The 13,931-nt window shown below is 46.3% G+C and carries 14 protein-coding genes and 2 tRNA genes; 1 reads left to right on the top strand and 15 read right to left on the bottom strand.

Going from position 1 to position 13,931, the window contains the following annotated elements; all coding sequences use genetic code 11:
* Positions 1 to 27: 27 nt before the first annotated feature.
* From rpsO to rlmE, 14 genes are all read right to left on the bottom strand, one after another.
* Positions 28 to 297: a 30S ribosomal protein S15 gene (gene rpsO / locus EST55_RS01085; protein WP_100690441.1), complete on the bottom strand. Its 270-nt coding sequence runs from the start codon at positions 295 to 297 to the stop codon at positions 28 to 30.
* Between the two features lie 95 nt (positions 298 to 392).
* Positions 393 to 1,355: a tRNA pseudouridine(55) synthase TruB gene (gene truB, locus EST55_RS01080; RefSeq protein WP_100690442.1), complete on the bottom strand. Its 963-nt coding sequence runs from the start codon at positions 1,353 to 1,355 to the stop codon at positions 393 to 395.
* A gap of 3 nt (positions 1,356 to 1,358) precedes the next feature.
* On the bottom strand, positions 1,359 to 1,742 hold the full coding sequence (rbfA, locus tag EST55_RS01075) for a 30S ribosome-binding factor RbfA (protein ID WP_100690443.1): 384 nt from the start codon (positions 1,740 to 1,742) through the stop codon (positions 1,359 to 1,361).
* A gap of 8 nt (positions 1,743 to 1,750) precedes the next feature.
* Entirely contained in the window at positions 1,751 to 4,438 is a 2,688-nt protein-coding gene (infB, locus tag EST55_RS01070; protein WP_088768512.1) for a translation initiation factor IF-2, read from the bottom strand.
* A 26-nt stretch (positions 4,439 to 4,464) separates the two neighbouring features.
* Complete coding sequence (nusA, locus tag EST55_RS01065; protein WP_100690444.1) at positions 4,465 to 5,964, bottom strand: transcription termination factor NusA; 1,500 nt, start codon at positions 5,962 to 5,964, stop codon at positions 4,465 to 4,467.
* Positions 5,965 to 5,987: 23 nt separating this feature from the next.
* On the bottom strand, positions 5,988 to 6,446 hold the full coding sequence (gene rimP / locus EST55_RS01060) for a ribosome maturation factor RimP (RefSeq protein WP_100690445.1): 459 nt from the start codon (positions 6,444 to 6,446) through the stop codon (positions 5,988 to 5,990).
* A gap of 171 nt (positions 6,447 to 6,617) precedes the next feature.
* Positions 6,618 to 6,694: transfer RNA gene (locus EST55_RS01055), tRNA-Met, on the bottom strand.
* Positions 6,695 to 6,770: 76 nt separating this feature from the next.
* A tRNA-Leu gene (locus tag EST55_RS01050) sits at positions 6,771 to 6,857 on the bottom strand.
* Between the two features lie 7 nt (positions 6,858 to 6,864).
* Positions 6,865 to 7,206 (bottom strand): preprotein translocase subunit SecG, encoded by a 342-nt coding sequence (gene secG / locus EST55_RS01045; protein ID WP_129496200.1) that lies wholly within the window; start codon positions 7,204 to 7,206, stop codon positions 6,865 to 6,867.
* 7 nt (positions 7,207 to 7,213) lie between these two features.
* Positions 7,214 to 7,972, bottom strand: a complete 759-nt coding sequence (gene tpiA / locus EST55_RS01040; RefSeq protein ID WP_129496199.1) for a triose-phosphate isomerase — start codon at positions 7,970 to 7,972, stop codon at positions 7,214 to 7,216.
* 86 nt (positions 7,973 to 8,058) lie between these two features.
* Entirely contained in the window at positions 8,059 to 9,399 is a 1,341-nt protein-coding gene (gene glmM, locus EST55_RS01035; protein WP_129496198.1) for a phosphoglucosamine mutase, read from the bottom strand.
* A complete protein-coding gene (gene folP / locus EST55_RS01030) occupies positions 9,396 to 10,211 on the bottom strand; it encodes a dihydropteroate synthase (protein WP_129496197.1) in 816 nt (271 codons plus the stop codon). The genes glmM and folP overlap by 4 nt, the downstream gene beginning before the upstream one ends.
* Before the next feature lie 70 nt (positions 10,212 to 10,281).
* Positions 10,282 to 12,228: an ATP-dependent zinc metalloprotease FtsH gene (gene ftsH, locus EST55_RS01025; protein ID WP_088768519.1), complete on the bottom strand. Its 1,947-nt coding sequence runs from the start codon at positions 12,226 to 12,228 to the stop codon at positions 10,282 to 10,284.
* A gap of 39 nt (positions 12,229 to 12,267) precedes the next feature.
* Positions 12,268 to 12,894: a 23S rRNA (uridine(2552)-2'-O)-methyltransferase RlmE gene (gene rlmE, locus EST55_RS01020; RefSeq protein ID WP_088768520.1), complete on the bottom strand. Its 627-nt coding sequence runs from the start codon at positions 12,892 to 12,894 to the stop codon at positions 12,268 to 12,270.
* A gap of 92 nt (positions 12,895 to 12,986) precedes the next feature.
* Here rlmE and yhbY point away from each other — a divergent pair, with 92 nt between their 5' ends.
* Positions 12,987 to 13,283: a ribosome assembly RNA-binding protein YhbY gene (gene yhbY, locus EST55_RS01015; RefSeq protein WP_088768521.1), complete on the top strand. Its 297-nt coding sequence runs from the start codon at positions 12,987 to 12,989 to the stop codon at positions 13,281 to 13,283.
* 10 nt (positions 13,284 to 13,293) lie between these two features.
* Here the strand turns inward: yhbY and EST55_RS01010 are convergent, their stop codons facing one another.
* Positions 13,294 to 13,818 carry a hypothetical protein gene (locus tag EST55_RS01010; RefSeq protein WP_129496196.1) on the bottom strand — a complete coding sequence of 175 codons (525 nt, stop codon included), beginning with the start codon at positions 13,816 to 13,818 and terminating at the stop codon, positions 13,294 to 13,296.
* Positions 13,819 to 13,931: the final 113 nt, after the last annotated feature.

The raw sequence follows: 13,931 nt of genomic DNA, 5'->3' as shown, positions 1-13,931 counted from the left end.
TACAGAATTTTTGCTTTGTTCAGTGTCTTAGCGACGGATGCCTAGACGCTCAACAACTGATAAATAACGCTTTTCGTCTTTACGCTTAAGGTAGTCAAGCAATTTACGGCGACGGCTAACCATGCGTAACAGTCCACGACGTGAGTGGTGGTCTTTTTTGTGCGCTTTAAAGTGGTCTTGAAGCTCAGCCAGGTTTTTAGTCAACAAAGCGATTTGTACTTCTGGAGAACCTGTGTCGTTCTCACCTTGACCAAACTCTTTTACGATTTCAGCTTTCTGTTCAACAGTTAGTGACATAATAACTCCTAATTGTGTGAAATATCCGCCTCCGATCACTAATTCAGGGGCGGGAGAAGCGCGTATTATATAGAGCCAACGCCCAAAATCAATGATTATTTCAAATCATCGAGAGAGAACTCACAGAATTCAAGCGCCAAGACTCTTTTGGGCCAAAAACGATTATCATCCCTCAGAGCTCCGACACCAATAAACTCCTTTCCACCATCATGGCGCTCACACCACATACGACATTGATCGCCAACAGCAACCTCACGGTCTAAGCAATTATCTACCGGCTGCCCATGAAGTAAATCTCGTGCTTCAGAACGAGTGACTTTTTGCTCGGGTAAGGCATGTAGCAGACAGTCAACCGAATGCAGCTGCGCGTCCAGATCGCCCGCTTCAGCTAATTGCTCCAGCTGTTCTATAGTCAACATATTATCCGCGTTTAAGTCCGCCACACCATTTCTATGAAGTAACGAAACATGCGCTCCACACCCTAATGCCTGACCCAGGTCATCGATTAATGTGCGTATATAAGTCCCTTTGCTGCAGCTGACCTGTAACTCAAGAACCTCACCAACTAACTGAATAAACTCAATGGAGTGGATGGTTATCTCACGCACTTTTTGTGGGACGTCAATACCGCGGCGAGCGTAATAATACAATGGTCGACCTTCGTGCTTAAGCGCGGAATAGATAGACGGAGTTTGTTGTTGCGGCCCAATAAACCGCGGCAGTTTTCTCCGAATATCGTCTTCGGTAATATTGACTGCCTTACGCTCTACTTCCTCGCCCTCTGCGTCACTCGTCGTTGTACGCACACCCAAAGTGGCTTCAACCCGATAACTTTTATCCGCATCAAGCAGGTATTGAGAAAATTTAGTGGCCTCCCCTAAACACACGGGCAATAAGCCGGTTGCTAAAGGATCCAGAGCGCCGGTATGACCGGCTTTTTGAGCGTTGTATAGGCGTTTAACACGTTGAAGGGCATGATTGGAACTCATGCCCTTCGGTTTATCCAGAAAGACTACGCCACAGACAGGACGCCCTTTGCGGGGACGAGCTTTGCCCATTGCTTAGTCCTCTGAATCAGTCTTATTTTTGTTGTCACGTGCGCGTGCTTCTGCCACCAGCTTACTCATACGAATACCTTCATTTAACGAGGTGTCGTGATGAAATTTCAGCTCAGGCACAATGCGCGCTTTAATCCGCTTACCTAAAAGTGAACGAATGAAACCAGCCGCTTGATTTAAAATTCTAAGTGCTGTTTTCGTCTCTGCTTCGTCATCATTAAAAAAGGTAACGAATACTTTGGCGTACGCTAAATCTCTTGATACTTCTACATCGGAAACCGTCACCATGCTAACGCGAGGGTCTTTCACCTCGCGCTGTATGATAAGTGCGATTTCACGTTGTAACTGATGCCGCACCCTTTCGGTGCGGCTAAAGTCTTGTGGCATACCTTTCCTTAAAGCTTACGTTCAACTTGAACCGTTTCGAAGACTTCGATTTGGTCGCCTTCTTTAACGTCATTGTAGTTCTTAACACCGATACCACATTCCATACCGTTACGAACTTCCTGAACGTCATCTTTAAAGCGACGCAGTGATTCAAGCTCACCTTCGTAAATAACTACGTTGTCACGCAAGACTCGAATTGGCGCTGAACGCTTTACAATACCTTCAGTGACCATACAGCCGGCGATAGCACCAAGCTTAGGCGACTTAAAGACATCACGAACTTCAGCAAGACCAATGATTTCCTGCTTGAACTCAGGCTGGAGCATACCGCTCATCGCCGCTTTTACTTCGTCAATCAAGTCATAAATAACACTGTAATAACGGAGATCGACGTTTTCCTGTTCTACCAGTTTTCTAGCCGCTGCTTCCGCACGAACGTTGAAACCAACGACGATAGCGTTAGAAGCGCTTGCCAGAGAAATATCAGTTTCGGTGATACCACCGACACCGCTACCAATAATATTCACTTTCACTTCATCGGTAGACAGTTTGGTCAATGCATCAGAAATTGCTTCAAGTGAACCTTGAACGTCTGACTTAAGAACAATATTCAACTCGGAAACATCGCCTTCTTCCATGTTCGCAAACATATTTTCCAGCTTCGCTTTCTGCTGCTTAGCCAGCTTCACTTCACGGTATTTACCTTGACGGTAATTTGCCACTTCACGGGCCTTACGCTCGTCTTTTACAACGGTCGCTTCATCACCTGCTTGTGGGACACCGGATAGACCCAATATTTCCACTGGAATTGATGGGCCGGCTTCTTTAATTTCTTGACCATTTTCGTCACGCATCGCGCGAATTTTTCCGTACTCAAGACCACAAAGAACCACATCACCTTGTTTCAGCAAACCACGCTGAACAAGAATTGTTGCTACTGGTCCACGACCACGGTCAAGACGTGATTCAACCACGATACCTGACGCCATTCCGGTTTTTTCCGCTTTAAGGTCAAGGACTTCAGACTGCAGCAGCACGCCTTCTAGCAGTTCATCAATTCCCAATCCACTGTGTGCGGACACTGGAATAAACATGGTATCACCGCCCCAGTCCTCAGGAATAACATCCAACTGAGACAGCTCGTTTTTCACACGGTCTGGGTCAGCTTCTTCTTTATCCATTTTGTTGATAGCAACAATTAATGGAACGCCAGCTGCTTTCGCGTGTTGAACGGCTTCTTTAGTTTGCGGCATAACGCCGTCATCAGCCGCCACTACGAGAATAACCACGTCCGTCGCACCTGCACCTCGAGCACGCATTGACGTAAACGCAGCGTGTCCCGGAGTATCCAGGAAAGTGACCATGCCTTGATCGGTTTCTACGTGATACGCACCAATGTGCTGTGTAATGCCGCCAGCTTCGCCGGAAGCCACTTTCGCTTTACGAATGTAATCCAGCAGTGACGTTTTACCGTGGTCAACGTGACCCATAACGGTGACAACAGGTGCGCGCGGCGCTTCTTCACCACCTTCATGGCGATCAGATAGCACTTCTTCTTCCAGCGCATTATCTTTAACCAATGCGGGTTTATGACCAAGCTCTTCAACAACCAGAGCGGCTGTATCCTGATCCAGAATTTGGTTGATAGTGACCATTTCGCCCATTTTCATCATGGTTTTTATGAGGTCACCTGCTTTAACCGCCATGCGGTTTGCCAGTTCACCCACCGTAATGGTTTCACCGATTTTTACTTCTCGCTCAACAGGTTGAGCGGGTTTATTAAAGCCTTGTTGCAAAGAAGCTCCTCTACGAGCGCCCTTACGACGCTTCTCGCGACGCGGTGCGTCTTCATTTTCTTCATCTTTACGACGACGTTTTTTATTACGACGGCGACTTTTGCGTTCTTCATCGAAGTCCTGAGCGTCTTCTGCTTCCTGAGCTGTAGAAGACGTTGTAAAGTGCACATCTTCCTGCTCTTGCTGCTTACGTTTTTGCTCTTCTTCTTCCCAGCGTTTTGCGTTTTCTTCTGCCAGTTTACGAGCTTCTTCCGCTTGCGCTTCCGCTTCTTTTTCCGCCTTTTTACGGGCTTCTTCTTCTTGCTGACGTTTCAGTTTTTCAGCTTCTTCTTTCGCTTTATCAGCAGCTTCACGTTCTTCTGGCGTCATCGCAGCGCGCTTTTCAGCTTCTGCTTTTTGGCGTGCTTTTTCTTTCTCTTTTCGAGCCTTTTCTTTCTCAGCCTTTTCCTTCTCGGCTTTCTCGCGCTCCGCTTTGGCTTTTGCCTCTGCTTCTTTGCGCTGCTCTTCTTCACGCTTTTGCTCTTCTTCGCGGCGTTTCGCTTCCGCCGCCTCTTGCTCTTTCGCTACACGTTCTTGTTCTTCACGCTCTGCTTCTTCTGCAGCTGAGCGTTTAACGTAAGTCCGCTTTTTACGAACTTCAACTTGTACCGATTTAGAATCACGACCACCGCCAACACTCAGCGTGCTCTTGGTTTTTCGTTTCAGTGTCATTTTGCTGGGTTCAGAGCTGCCACCACCGCCATGTTGGCGATTTAGGTGAGCCAGCAACTTTTGTTTCTCTTCTTCATTAACTGAGTCGCCAGCTTTTTTGTTCATGCCCGCTTCAGCGAACTGCTGAACCAGACGATCAACTGTTGTACCGACATCTTTGGCCAGCTTTTCGAGCGTTACTTCTTCCATAGTCTGTTGTACCTCCGCTGATCGTTTTACTGTTCTTCACTGAACCAGCAAATATTGCGGGCTTTCATTATTAAATCGCCAGCCTGCTGTTCATCAAGTTCTTCAATATCGGCTAAGTCATCAATGCCCTGCTCTGCTAATTCTTCCAGAGTGGTCACGCCTTTACTTGCTAATACGTAAGCAAGGTGGCGATCCATTCCTTCTAAGTTTAACAAGGTTTCATCAGGTTCAGCCGATTCTAAAGACTCTTCGTTAGCCAATGCTTTCGTCGTTAAGTAAGCGCGAGCACGACCACGAAGCTCTTCTACAATATCTTCATCCATTCCTTCAATTTCAAGGAACTCTGCAACTGGCACATAAGCGACTTCTTCAAGCGATGAGAAGCCTTCTTCTACCAATACAGTTGCGAAATCTTCGTCAATATCCAAGCTTGAAATAAACAAGTTTAACAAGCGTTGCGTTTCCGCTTCGTTTTTCTCATTAAACTCATCTTCTGTCATGACGTTTAACGTCCAGCCTGTTAACTGGCTTGCCAAGCGAACATTCTGACCACCTTTACCAATAGCCTGTGCCAGATTATCTTCTGCTACGGCAATATCCATGGTATGGGCATCTTCATCAACAACAATAGACGCCACTTCTGCCGGTGCCATTGCATTGATAACAAATTGTGCCGGGTTGTCGTCCCAAAGGACAATATCGACTCGTTCGCCGCCCAGCTCGCCCGATACGGCTTGAACACGGGCGCCCCGCATACCAACACACGCGCCAACAGGGTCTATTCGCTTATCATTGCTCTTAACAGCAATTTTAGCACGTGAGCCTGGGTCGCGTGCAGCACCGCGAAGCTCTATCATTTCTTCGCCAATCTCTGGGACTTCAATGCGGAATAGCTCTAACAGAAACTCAGGATGCGTTCGGCTAACAAACAGTTGAGCACCGCGCGCTTCTGGCTTCACGTCATAAAGCAAACCACGGATACGGTCGCCAGGACGAACCGATTCACGCGGCAGCATTTCGTCACGATAAATAATAGCTTCGGCATTGTTACCTAAATCTAAAATCACGTGCTCTCGGTTAGCGCGCTTTACAATACCACTAACCATTTCACCGACTTGGTCACGATATTCATCAACCACTTGTGCACGTTCAGCTTCACGAACCTTTTGCACAATAACTTGCTTTGCCGTTTGCGTGGTGATGCGGTCAAACTGAATGGAATCAATTTGCTCTTCAACATAGTCACCTAAATTCAGTGACGGATCTTCATACTGCGCTGCTGATAAACTTATTTCGCGGTACGGATGTTCCAAGCCTTCATCAGAATCTTCAACCACCAACCAACGGCGGTAGGTATCGAACTCACCGGTCTGACGATCAATATCAATACGTACATCAATATCGCCTTCGTACTTCTTTTTAGTCGCGTGCGCCAAAGCTGACTCTAACGCTTCAAAAATCTTTTCTCTTGGGACGGCTTTTTCGTTTGAAACCGCTTCTGCGACTAACAGTATTTCTTTACTCATGAGTGCTGCCTCGCCAACGCAATCTAATCAAATCTTGGAACCAGGTGAATGCTTTTTACATCGCGCATTTTCACCTGAAGCGTATCGTCATCGACAGTTAAAGTCAGTGTGTCGTCTTCAACTGCGTCCAGTAATGCCTGAAATTTTCTTTTGTTTTTCTGGGCGGCTACCAACTGCACTGCAACAGTTTCATTGATATAGGGCACCATTTGCTCGGTATTAAAAAATGGCCTTTCCATACCGGGAGAAGAAACTTCCAGGTTATATTCAGCATTTATCGGGTCTTCAACATCTAACAAAGAACTAACCTGATAACTAACATCTGCGCAATCATCTACACTGATACCATTTGGGTGATCAATATATACGCGCAATGTCGAAAATTTACCTGCGCGAACAAACTCAACGCCCCACAGCTCGTACTCCAGAGCTTCAACCGCGGGTCGAATAATGTCTGTTAGCCGTTCCTGCAAATTTGCCAATTACTGCCTCCTAAAAACAAAAAAAGGGCGCAAGCGCCCAGTGTTCTGGCTATCTTAAGATAGCTAAGGTCACATAGCAAAAAGCCCCGAGCTGCTGCGGGGCTTTTTAAACACTGGACCCTTTGTCAGTTATTCAACGAAGTCTATTACCATGTCCTACTTCATTGAATTTGGTTGCGGGGGCAGGATTTGAACCTACGACCTTCGGGTTATGAGCCCGACGAGCTACCAGACTGCTCCACCCCGCGTCCGAAACTTGTTGCACATTATACGTTTTTTTCTTTTATTTTCAAGCTCTGAAGCAACAATCAGAGAGAAATTAATTGGTGCAGAAGGCGGGACTTGAACCCGCACGCCCGTTAGAGCACTACCCCCTCAAGATAGCGTGTCTACCAATTCCACCACTTCTGCGAATACTTTAGTTAACCGGCGGTACGTCCGACGACTCGTCTTCTTTGCTTTCAGCTGGCGGCAGCTGCTCTTCTTGTTCCGGAACCGATAAATCAGAGAAGTCGTCAGTCGATTCACCGGTTGACGTTGATAAATTACCTAGCGCCAAACTCAAAACAAAAAACACAACGGCCAAGATCGCTGTCGTTCTACTCAGGAAGTTACCCGAACCTGACGATCCAAATACAGTATTTGATGCACCCGCACCAAACGATGCGCCCATGTCTGCACCTTTACCCTGTTGAATCATGATAAATCCAATCAAAATAATGGCCACGACCAAAAATGCGATCATTAAAAATTCATACATAATTAAATTACCCTTGTGCTGCCTGGCAGATACTTAGGAAGTCGTTAGTTTTTAAACTTGCACCGCCTATCAGGCCACCATCAATGTCTTTTTGTGAAAACAATTCTTTTGCGTTATCAGGCTTGACTGAACCACCGTATAACAATGGCAATTTATTGCCAATTTCACCGAACAAGTCGACAACCAGTGCTCTTAAATTTTCATGCACTTCCTGAGCTTGTTCAGGTGTTGCTGTATCACCTGTTCCTATTGCCCAAACAGGTTCATAAGCAACAATAATTTTTCCTGCGTTGTCAGTGGCGACGTCCTGCAATGCACTTTTCACTTGCTGCGATACCACATTCCAGGTTTCGCCTGCGTCTCTTTGTGACTTATTTTCGCCAACACAAAGAACCACTTGTAAATCCGCGCTCAATGCTGATTTAATTTTCCGGTTAATTTGCTCATCATTTTCAGCAAACAACTGACGTCGCTCTGAATGACCAATTAACACATAACCAACACCGGCTTCTTTTAACTGGGACGTTGATACTTCACCAGTGTAAGCACCGCTTTCATGCTCAGATACATTTTGCGCACCAACGGCTATATCGTCGTAGTAACATTCACGCGTTAAATCAGAAATAAGCGTAAAAGGAGGACAAACGACAACGTCAACAGCATTAAATTGCTCTTTGTTATCTCTTAAAAACGCCGTCATTTCTTTGACCAACGCTTTATTTCCATTCATTTTCCAGTTTGCAATCACTAACGATGCATTTGGCATAATTTGTCCTCTACTTCAGAGCGCGGGAATAGTAGCGAAACCCGCTCAAAGATACAAGCAACATTTTTAGCAAAGCCGCTAAGTGTTTAATTTGTAGCCGCTTCAACTTCGCTGGCGATTTGTTGAGCATAAGCGCGCACATTGCCTTCATCCTCTCCTTCTACCATGACTCGGATAAGCGGCTCAGTGCCTGACTTACGTAACAGTACTCGGCCTTTGTCACCAAGAGCTGACTCAACTTCTTTAACGACACTTTTCACGGCCGATGACTCAAGTGGCTGTTGCCCCTTTTCAAAACGAACATTCACCAGTACCTGAGGCATTTTCTTAAAGTCACAGCTCAACTGCTCTAATGACTTTCCTTCCTGATACATAGCCGCTAACACTTGCAGACCGGCGATAATACCGTCGCCTGTCGTATGGTGTTGGCGATTGATTAGGTGTCCGGAGTTCTCGCCGCCTAAATACCAGTCGCGTTTAACCAGTTCTTCTATCACATAGCGGTCGCCTACTTTTGCTCTCACGAAAGGTATATTGCGCTTGTTCAGCTCGCGTTCAAGAGCGAAATTAGTCATTAAGGTGCCGACAATGCCACCTTGCAGTTGCCCTTGCTGTTGCGCAGTGACTGCTAACATGTACAGAATTTCATCACCATCAATCGCACGTCCATTTTCGGTGACCATCATAATGCGATCGCCATCACCATCTAAGGCTATGCCTAAATCGGCTTTCTCTTTAATCACCGTTTTTTGCAGCGCATCGAGGTGTGTCGCACCGCATTCATGATTGATATTTAAACCGTTCGGCTCTGTACCAATTTCAGTCACTTTTGCGCCTAACTCACGAAATACATTAGGGGCGATGTGATAAGTTGCGCCGTTGGCACAGTCGACAACAATATGCATACCTTCGAGGGTCATCTCATTAGGGAACACGCTTTTACAAAACTCAATGTAACGACCTGCTGCATCATTAATTCTACGAGCACGACCAAGCTCTTCCGAAATAACACAGTCCATCGGCTCATCAATAAGACGTTCTATTTCAAGCTCCGTAGCATCAGGCAGTTTATGACCATTGTCGGCAAAGAATTTTATACCGTTGTCATAATAAGGATTATGTGAAGCACTAATCACAATACCAGCCGCCGCTCTAAAGGTTCGGGTCAAGTAAGCAATTCCGGGGGTCGGCATAGGCCCTAGAAAATCAACGCCAACACCCGCAGCAGCCAAGCCCGCTTCAAGCGCTGACTCCAGCATATAGCCTGACACGCGAGTATCTTTACCGACCAATACTCGACTTGCGCCTTTCGCTGCTAAGGCTCGACCTGCGGCCCAACCTAATTTCACCGCAAAGTCAGGGGTTATGGGGTAGTCTCCAACTCGCCCACGGACACCGTCGGTGCCGAAATACTTACGCTCGCTCAAATGTGCTCTCCTTCTAATGTTGCCGCGACGACTTTCATCGCATCAACCGTTTCCTTTACATCGTGAACGCGAATTATACGTGCTCCTTTCATCGCTGCAATGGTTGCACCGGCTAAACTGCCTGCCAATCTGTCACTCACGTCTCGTCCGGTCACATGACCAATCATACTTTTCCGTGACAAACCAATGAGCAATGGCAGTTGCAATTCATGAAACGCCTGCAGTCGTTGTAATAGCTGATAGTTGTGGCGGGGGGTTTTGCCAAAACCGAACCCGGGGTCGAGCCAAATTTTTTCTCTTGCTATGCCCGCCGCCGTGCAAACATCGATTCTCTCTTGAAAAAAGCGTTTAACGTCACAGACAACATCGTCGTAATGTGGCTGCTCTTGCATGGTGCGCGGCTCGCCCTGCATGTGCATCAGGCACACTTCTGCACCAGAACGAGCCGCCGCCTCAACTGCCCCAGCTTCTCTTAACGCGTTCACATCGTTTATCAAGCTTGCACCGGCATTAACACTTTCAGTCATCACCGCCGCTTTGGTTGTATCGATAGAAACCGGTATCTCAAAGCGCTGCTTTATTGCTTCTATAACAGGAATAACTCTCTCCAGCTCTTCAGCCTCACTAACCGCATCTGAACCGGGGCGGGTCGACTCTCCGCCAATATCAAGAATATCGGCACCATGCTCTATGAGTTCACTTGCTCGACTGATGGCTACGTCTAATTGATTGTAGCGACCGCCATCCGAAAACGAGTCGGGCGTCACATTCAAAATACCCATTACTTGCAGAGGCTTTGGATTCTTAGGCATAGCAGCTCCCGATTTGCTTCCCTATTACAAAAAAGCCACCTTGCGGTGGCTTTTTAAATTAACCTACTTCTTACGAGGTTGCGTCACCAGGCTTATCGACATTGATAGGTCTGTTTGGACGCTCTTCGGTATCATCTGCTTTAGCAGCGCCACCGTTAGTGCCGTCACCGTCGTTATTGTTATCTGTCCAGCCTTTAGGTTGGCGAACTTCACGACGATTCATTAAGTCATCGATTTGGTCTGCATCGATAGTTTCATATTTTACCAACGCATCTTTCATTGCATGAAGAATATCGACATTTTCTTCAAGAATCTGTTTTGCGCGCAGGTAATTCTTATCGATAACAGATTTCACTTCTTCATCGATAGCCCGCGCTGTGTCATCAGACATATTCTTATGCTGTGTCACCTGACGACCAAGGAACACCTCGTTCTCGTCTTCAGCATAAAGCAGTGGCCCCATTTTTTCCGATAAGCCCCACTGAGTCACCATTTTACGAGCAATTTCTGTTGCTCTCTCAATATCGTTAGAAGCGCCTGTCGTGACTTTTTCATCGCCATAAATAATGGCTTCGGCTAGACGACCACCAAACAAGCTCGAAATCATACTTTCTAAGTGCTGCTTGCTGTGACTAACCCGGTCTTGCTCGGGCAAGTACATTGTCACACCCAACGCACGACCGCGTGGAATGATAGATACTTTATAGACAGGATCGTGCTCTGGTACTAAACGACCAACAATCGCGTGACCCGCTTCATGATACGCGGTCATCGCTTTCTCATCATCGGTCATGACCATCGAGCGGCGCTCTGCGCCCATCATGATCTTGTCTTTTGCCTTATCGAATTCTTCCATTGCAACGACACGCTTATTACCACGTGCAGCAAACAAGGCAGCTTCATTCACTAAGTTCGCTAAATCTGCGCCGGAGAAGCCTGGTGTACCACGAGCGATCAGCTCTGGTTTAACATCATCACCTAAAGGTACTTTGCGCATATGTACTTTCAGAATTTGTTCACGACCGCGAACGTCAGGTAGCCCCACCACAACCTGACGATCAAAACGTCCAGGTCTGAGTAATGCAGGGTCAAGTACGTCTGGACGGTTAGTAGCGGCAATGACAATAATACCTTCGTTGCCCTCAAAGCCGTCCATTTCAACCAGCATTTGGTTCAGTGTTTGCTCGCGCTCGTCATGACCGCCGCCCAGGCCTGCGCCACGTTGACGGCCTACCGCATCTATCTCATCAATAAAGATGATGCATGGTGCTGACTTTTTCGCTTGCTCGAACATATCGCGAACACGCGAGGCGCCAACACCGACAAACATTTCAACGAAGTCAGAACCCGAAATACTAAAGAATGGTACTTTGGCTTCGCCTGAAATTGCCTTCGCCAGCAAGGTTTTACCAGTACCAGGAGGACCAACCATTAGCACGCCTTTCGGGATTTTACCGCCCAGGCGTTGGAACTTCGATGGATCTTTTAAGTAGTCAACCAACTCGGTTACTTCTTCTTTGGCTTCGTCGCAACCAGCCACGTCCTTGAACGTTGTTTTTATTTGCTCGTCGCTCATTAAACGGGCTTTACTCTTACCGAACGACATGGCGCCTTTGCCACCACCGCCTTGCATTTGACGCATGAAGAATATCCATACACCAATAAGCAACAGCATTGGGAACCATGAAATGAAAATAGACGCAAGAATACTTTGTTCCTCAGGAGGAGTACCTTGTGTTTGAACGTCGTTCGCCAATAAATCGTCCAGGATTTTTGGATCGTACTGGGTTGGAACAACCGTTTTATAAGATTGTCCGTTTCGAGTTACCCCTGAAATCGTGCGTCCGTCATCACCAAATTCAGCCTTGCGAATGTTGCCATTGTTAACCTGACTTACAAACTCGTTGTACGCCATGGTTGAAGACGACGATTCGCTTGGACTGAAGCTCTGAAAAACGCTCATCAGCACAACGGCTATTACCAGCCACAAGATGAGATTCTTTGCCATATCGCTCAAAGCCTATTACCTCTATTAAAATCACTACCCAACAGGGTACTACAGTTTATAATCTGTCGCTACCAAGTAGACTTCTCTGGAACGAGCCCGAGAAGAATCTGGTTTACGTGTTTTGACCGTTTTAAAAGCGGCTCTTGCATCTTTCAGGAACTCTTCGAACCCTTGCCCCTGAAATACTTTGACGACAAAATGGCCGCCAGGTTTCAATACTTGGTGACACATATCTAAAGCAAGCTCGACTAAGTACATAGAGCGAGCTTGATCAACCGTGCCATTACCACTCATATTGGGCGCCATATCCGACAATATAACATCGACATTCTTGCCACCAATTCTGTCGGTTAACGCCTCCAGTACAGATTCTTCACGAAAATCGCCCTGAAGGAAATCGACACCAGCGATTGGGTCCATCGGTAAAATGTCGCAGGCGATAATTTGCCCGTCACCATTGAAATAGTCAGCCACGTATTGTGACCAACCGCCGGGAGCAGCCCCTAGATCAACGACAGTTTGGCCTTTTTTGATCAACTTATCTTTTTGCTGAATTTCTTCCAGTTTGAAAACCGCCCGAGAACGCAGGCCTTTTTTTTGCGCTTTTTGCACAAAATGGTCATCAAAATGCTCTTTCAGCCAACGCTGACTACTGACACTGCGCTTTTTTCCCATGATTTACCGAAGTTTCCTCAATTAACTGGCTAGAACACCTTATCTGGCGTTACAATACCAAAAATTCAAGTCGTAAACCGGAATATTAGCAAATGTCATTAACAAATAAACAAAAGCAGTTTTTGAAAGGACTGGCTCACCCGTTAAAGCCTGTTGTGTTATTAGGCGCAAACGGATTAACCGAAGGTGTTATTGCCGAAATAGAGCAAGCACTTGAACACCATGAGCTCATAAAAGTAAAAGTGCCGGAAGAAGACAAAGAGTTACGCCAGCAAATTATGGCAACTATTGTTCAGCATACCGACGCTGAGCAAGTGCAAATTATTGGTAAAACTCAAATTCTGTATAAGCAAGCTGAAGAGCCACAAATAAAACTACCGCGTCGTTAATCTATTCGCTTTATTCTGAAGGTATCGGCGGCTGCATTGCTAAGGCTCTCGCAATAAGCTCAACAGCTTGTTCTTTGTTCAGGAAGTTGTCTTTTGACAATAAGTAACAGTCCAGCAGAAAGGCCTCCGCTTTTCTGCTGCCTTCTAGCCCATATTTTTTCATCAAAGGTACAACTCGACGGTGAGCATTGAGAAAGTTTAACCGCTGCCACTGCTCATGCTCTCTAACACTTGCTTTGGTATAGTCACCAATACTGTAGCTGTATTGAGGTTTACTCAACTGCTGGCCGGGAGCGCAAAACCAATCTAATGAAATACCCTCTTTCAATAATGCCCGAATGATATCAGGCCATGGCAATTTGCCCGTTCGTCTCCAATTATTATACTCAGCCTGGGTTTTACCAAGCCATATTGCGATATCCTTGTAAGTTGTTTTATTCGTCACGAGCTTAAGTCGTTCAAAACATTCTTTGACGGTCAAATCATCAATTTGAGTATAAGAGAGAGGATCGAACTTAGGGGCTTCCGTGTCCATTGTTTAGCTTCTTTGTTTCTTTAATGTTAATAGCCAGTATTAGATGCGGAAATATACAACAATCTGTCGAAAAAACCACCTCTCGTGATCCCAAAAACCAAAAAGGGCTGGTA

The organism is Idiomarina sp. 29L, assembly GCF_004123135.1.
GTDB lineage: Bacteria > Pseudomonadota > Gammaproteobacteria > Enterobacterales > Alteromonadaceae > Idiomarina.
This window is presented reverse-complemented; position numbering and strand designations above follow the sequence as displayed.

What these genes read in the sequence shown, in the direction of transcription:
- rbfA (WP_100690443.1), bottom strand. Translation starts at nt 1,742, where the DNA reads ATGCCACAAGACTTTAGCCGCACCGAAAGGGTGCGGCATCAGTTACAA.
- folP (WP_129496197.1), bottom strand. Translation starts at nt 10,211, where the DNA reads ATGCCTAAGAATCCAAAGCCTCTGCAAGTAATGGGTATTTTGAATGTG.
- EST55_RS01010 (WP_129496196.1), bottom strand. Translation starts at nt 13,818, where the DNA reads ATGGACACGGAAGCCCCTAAGTTCGATCCTCTCTCTTATACTCAAATT.
- truB (WP_100690442.1), bottom strand. Translation starts at nt 1,355, where the DNA reads ATGGGCAAAGCTCGTCCCCGCAAAGGGCGTCCTGTCTGTGGCGTAGTC.
- yhbY (WP_088768521.1), top strand. Translation starts at nt 12,987, where the DNA reads ATGTCATTAACAAATAAACAAAAGCAGTTTTTGAAAGGACTGGCTCAC.
- rlmE (WP_088768520.1), bottom strand. Translation starts at nt 12,894, where the DNA reads ATGGGAAAAAAGCGCAGTGTCAGTAGTCAGCGTTGGCTGAAAGAGCAT.
- secG (WP_129496200.1), bottom strand. Translation starts at nt 7,206, where the DNA reads ATGTATGAATTTTTAATGATCGCATTTTTGGTCGTGGCCATTATTTTG.
- infB (WP_088768512.1), bottom strand. Translation starts at nt 4,438, where the DNA reads ATGGAAGAAGTAACGCTCGAAAAGCTGGCCAAAGATGTCGGTACAACA.
- tpiA (WP_129496199.1), bottom strand. Translation starts at nt 7,972, where the DNA reads ATGCCAAATGCATCGTTAGTGATTGCAAACTGGAAAATGAATGGAAAT.
- rpsO (WP_100690441.1), bottom strand. Translation starts at nt 297, where the DNA reads ATGTCACTAACTGTTGAACAGAAAGCTGAAATCGTAAAAGAGTTTGGT.
- nusA (WP_100690444.1), bottom strand. Translation starts at nt 5,964, where the DNA reads ATGAGTAAAGAAATACTGTTAGTCGCAGAAGCGGTTTCAAACGAAAAA.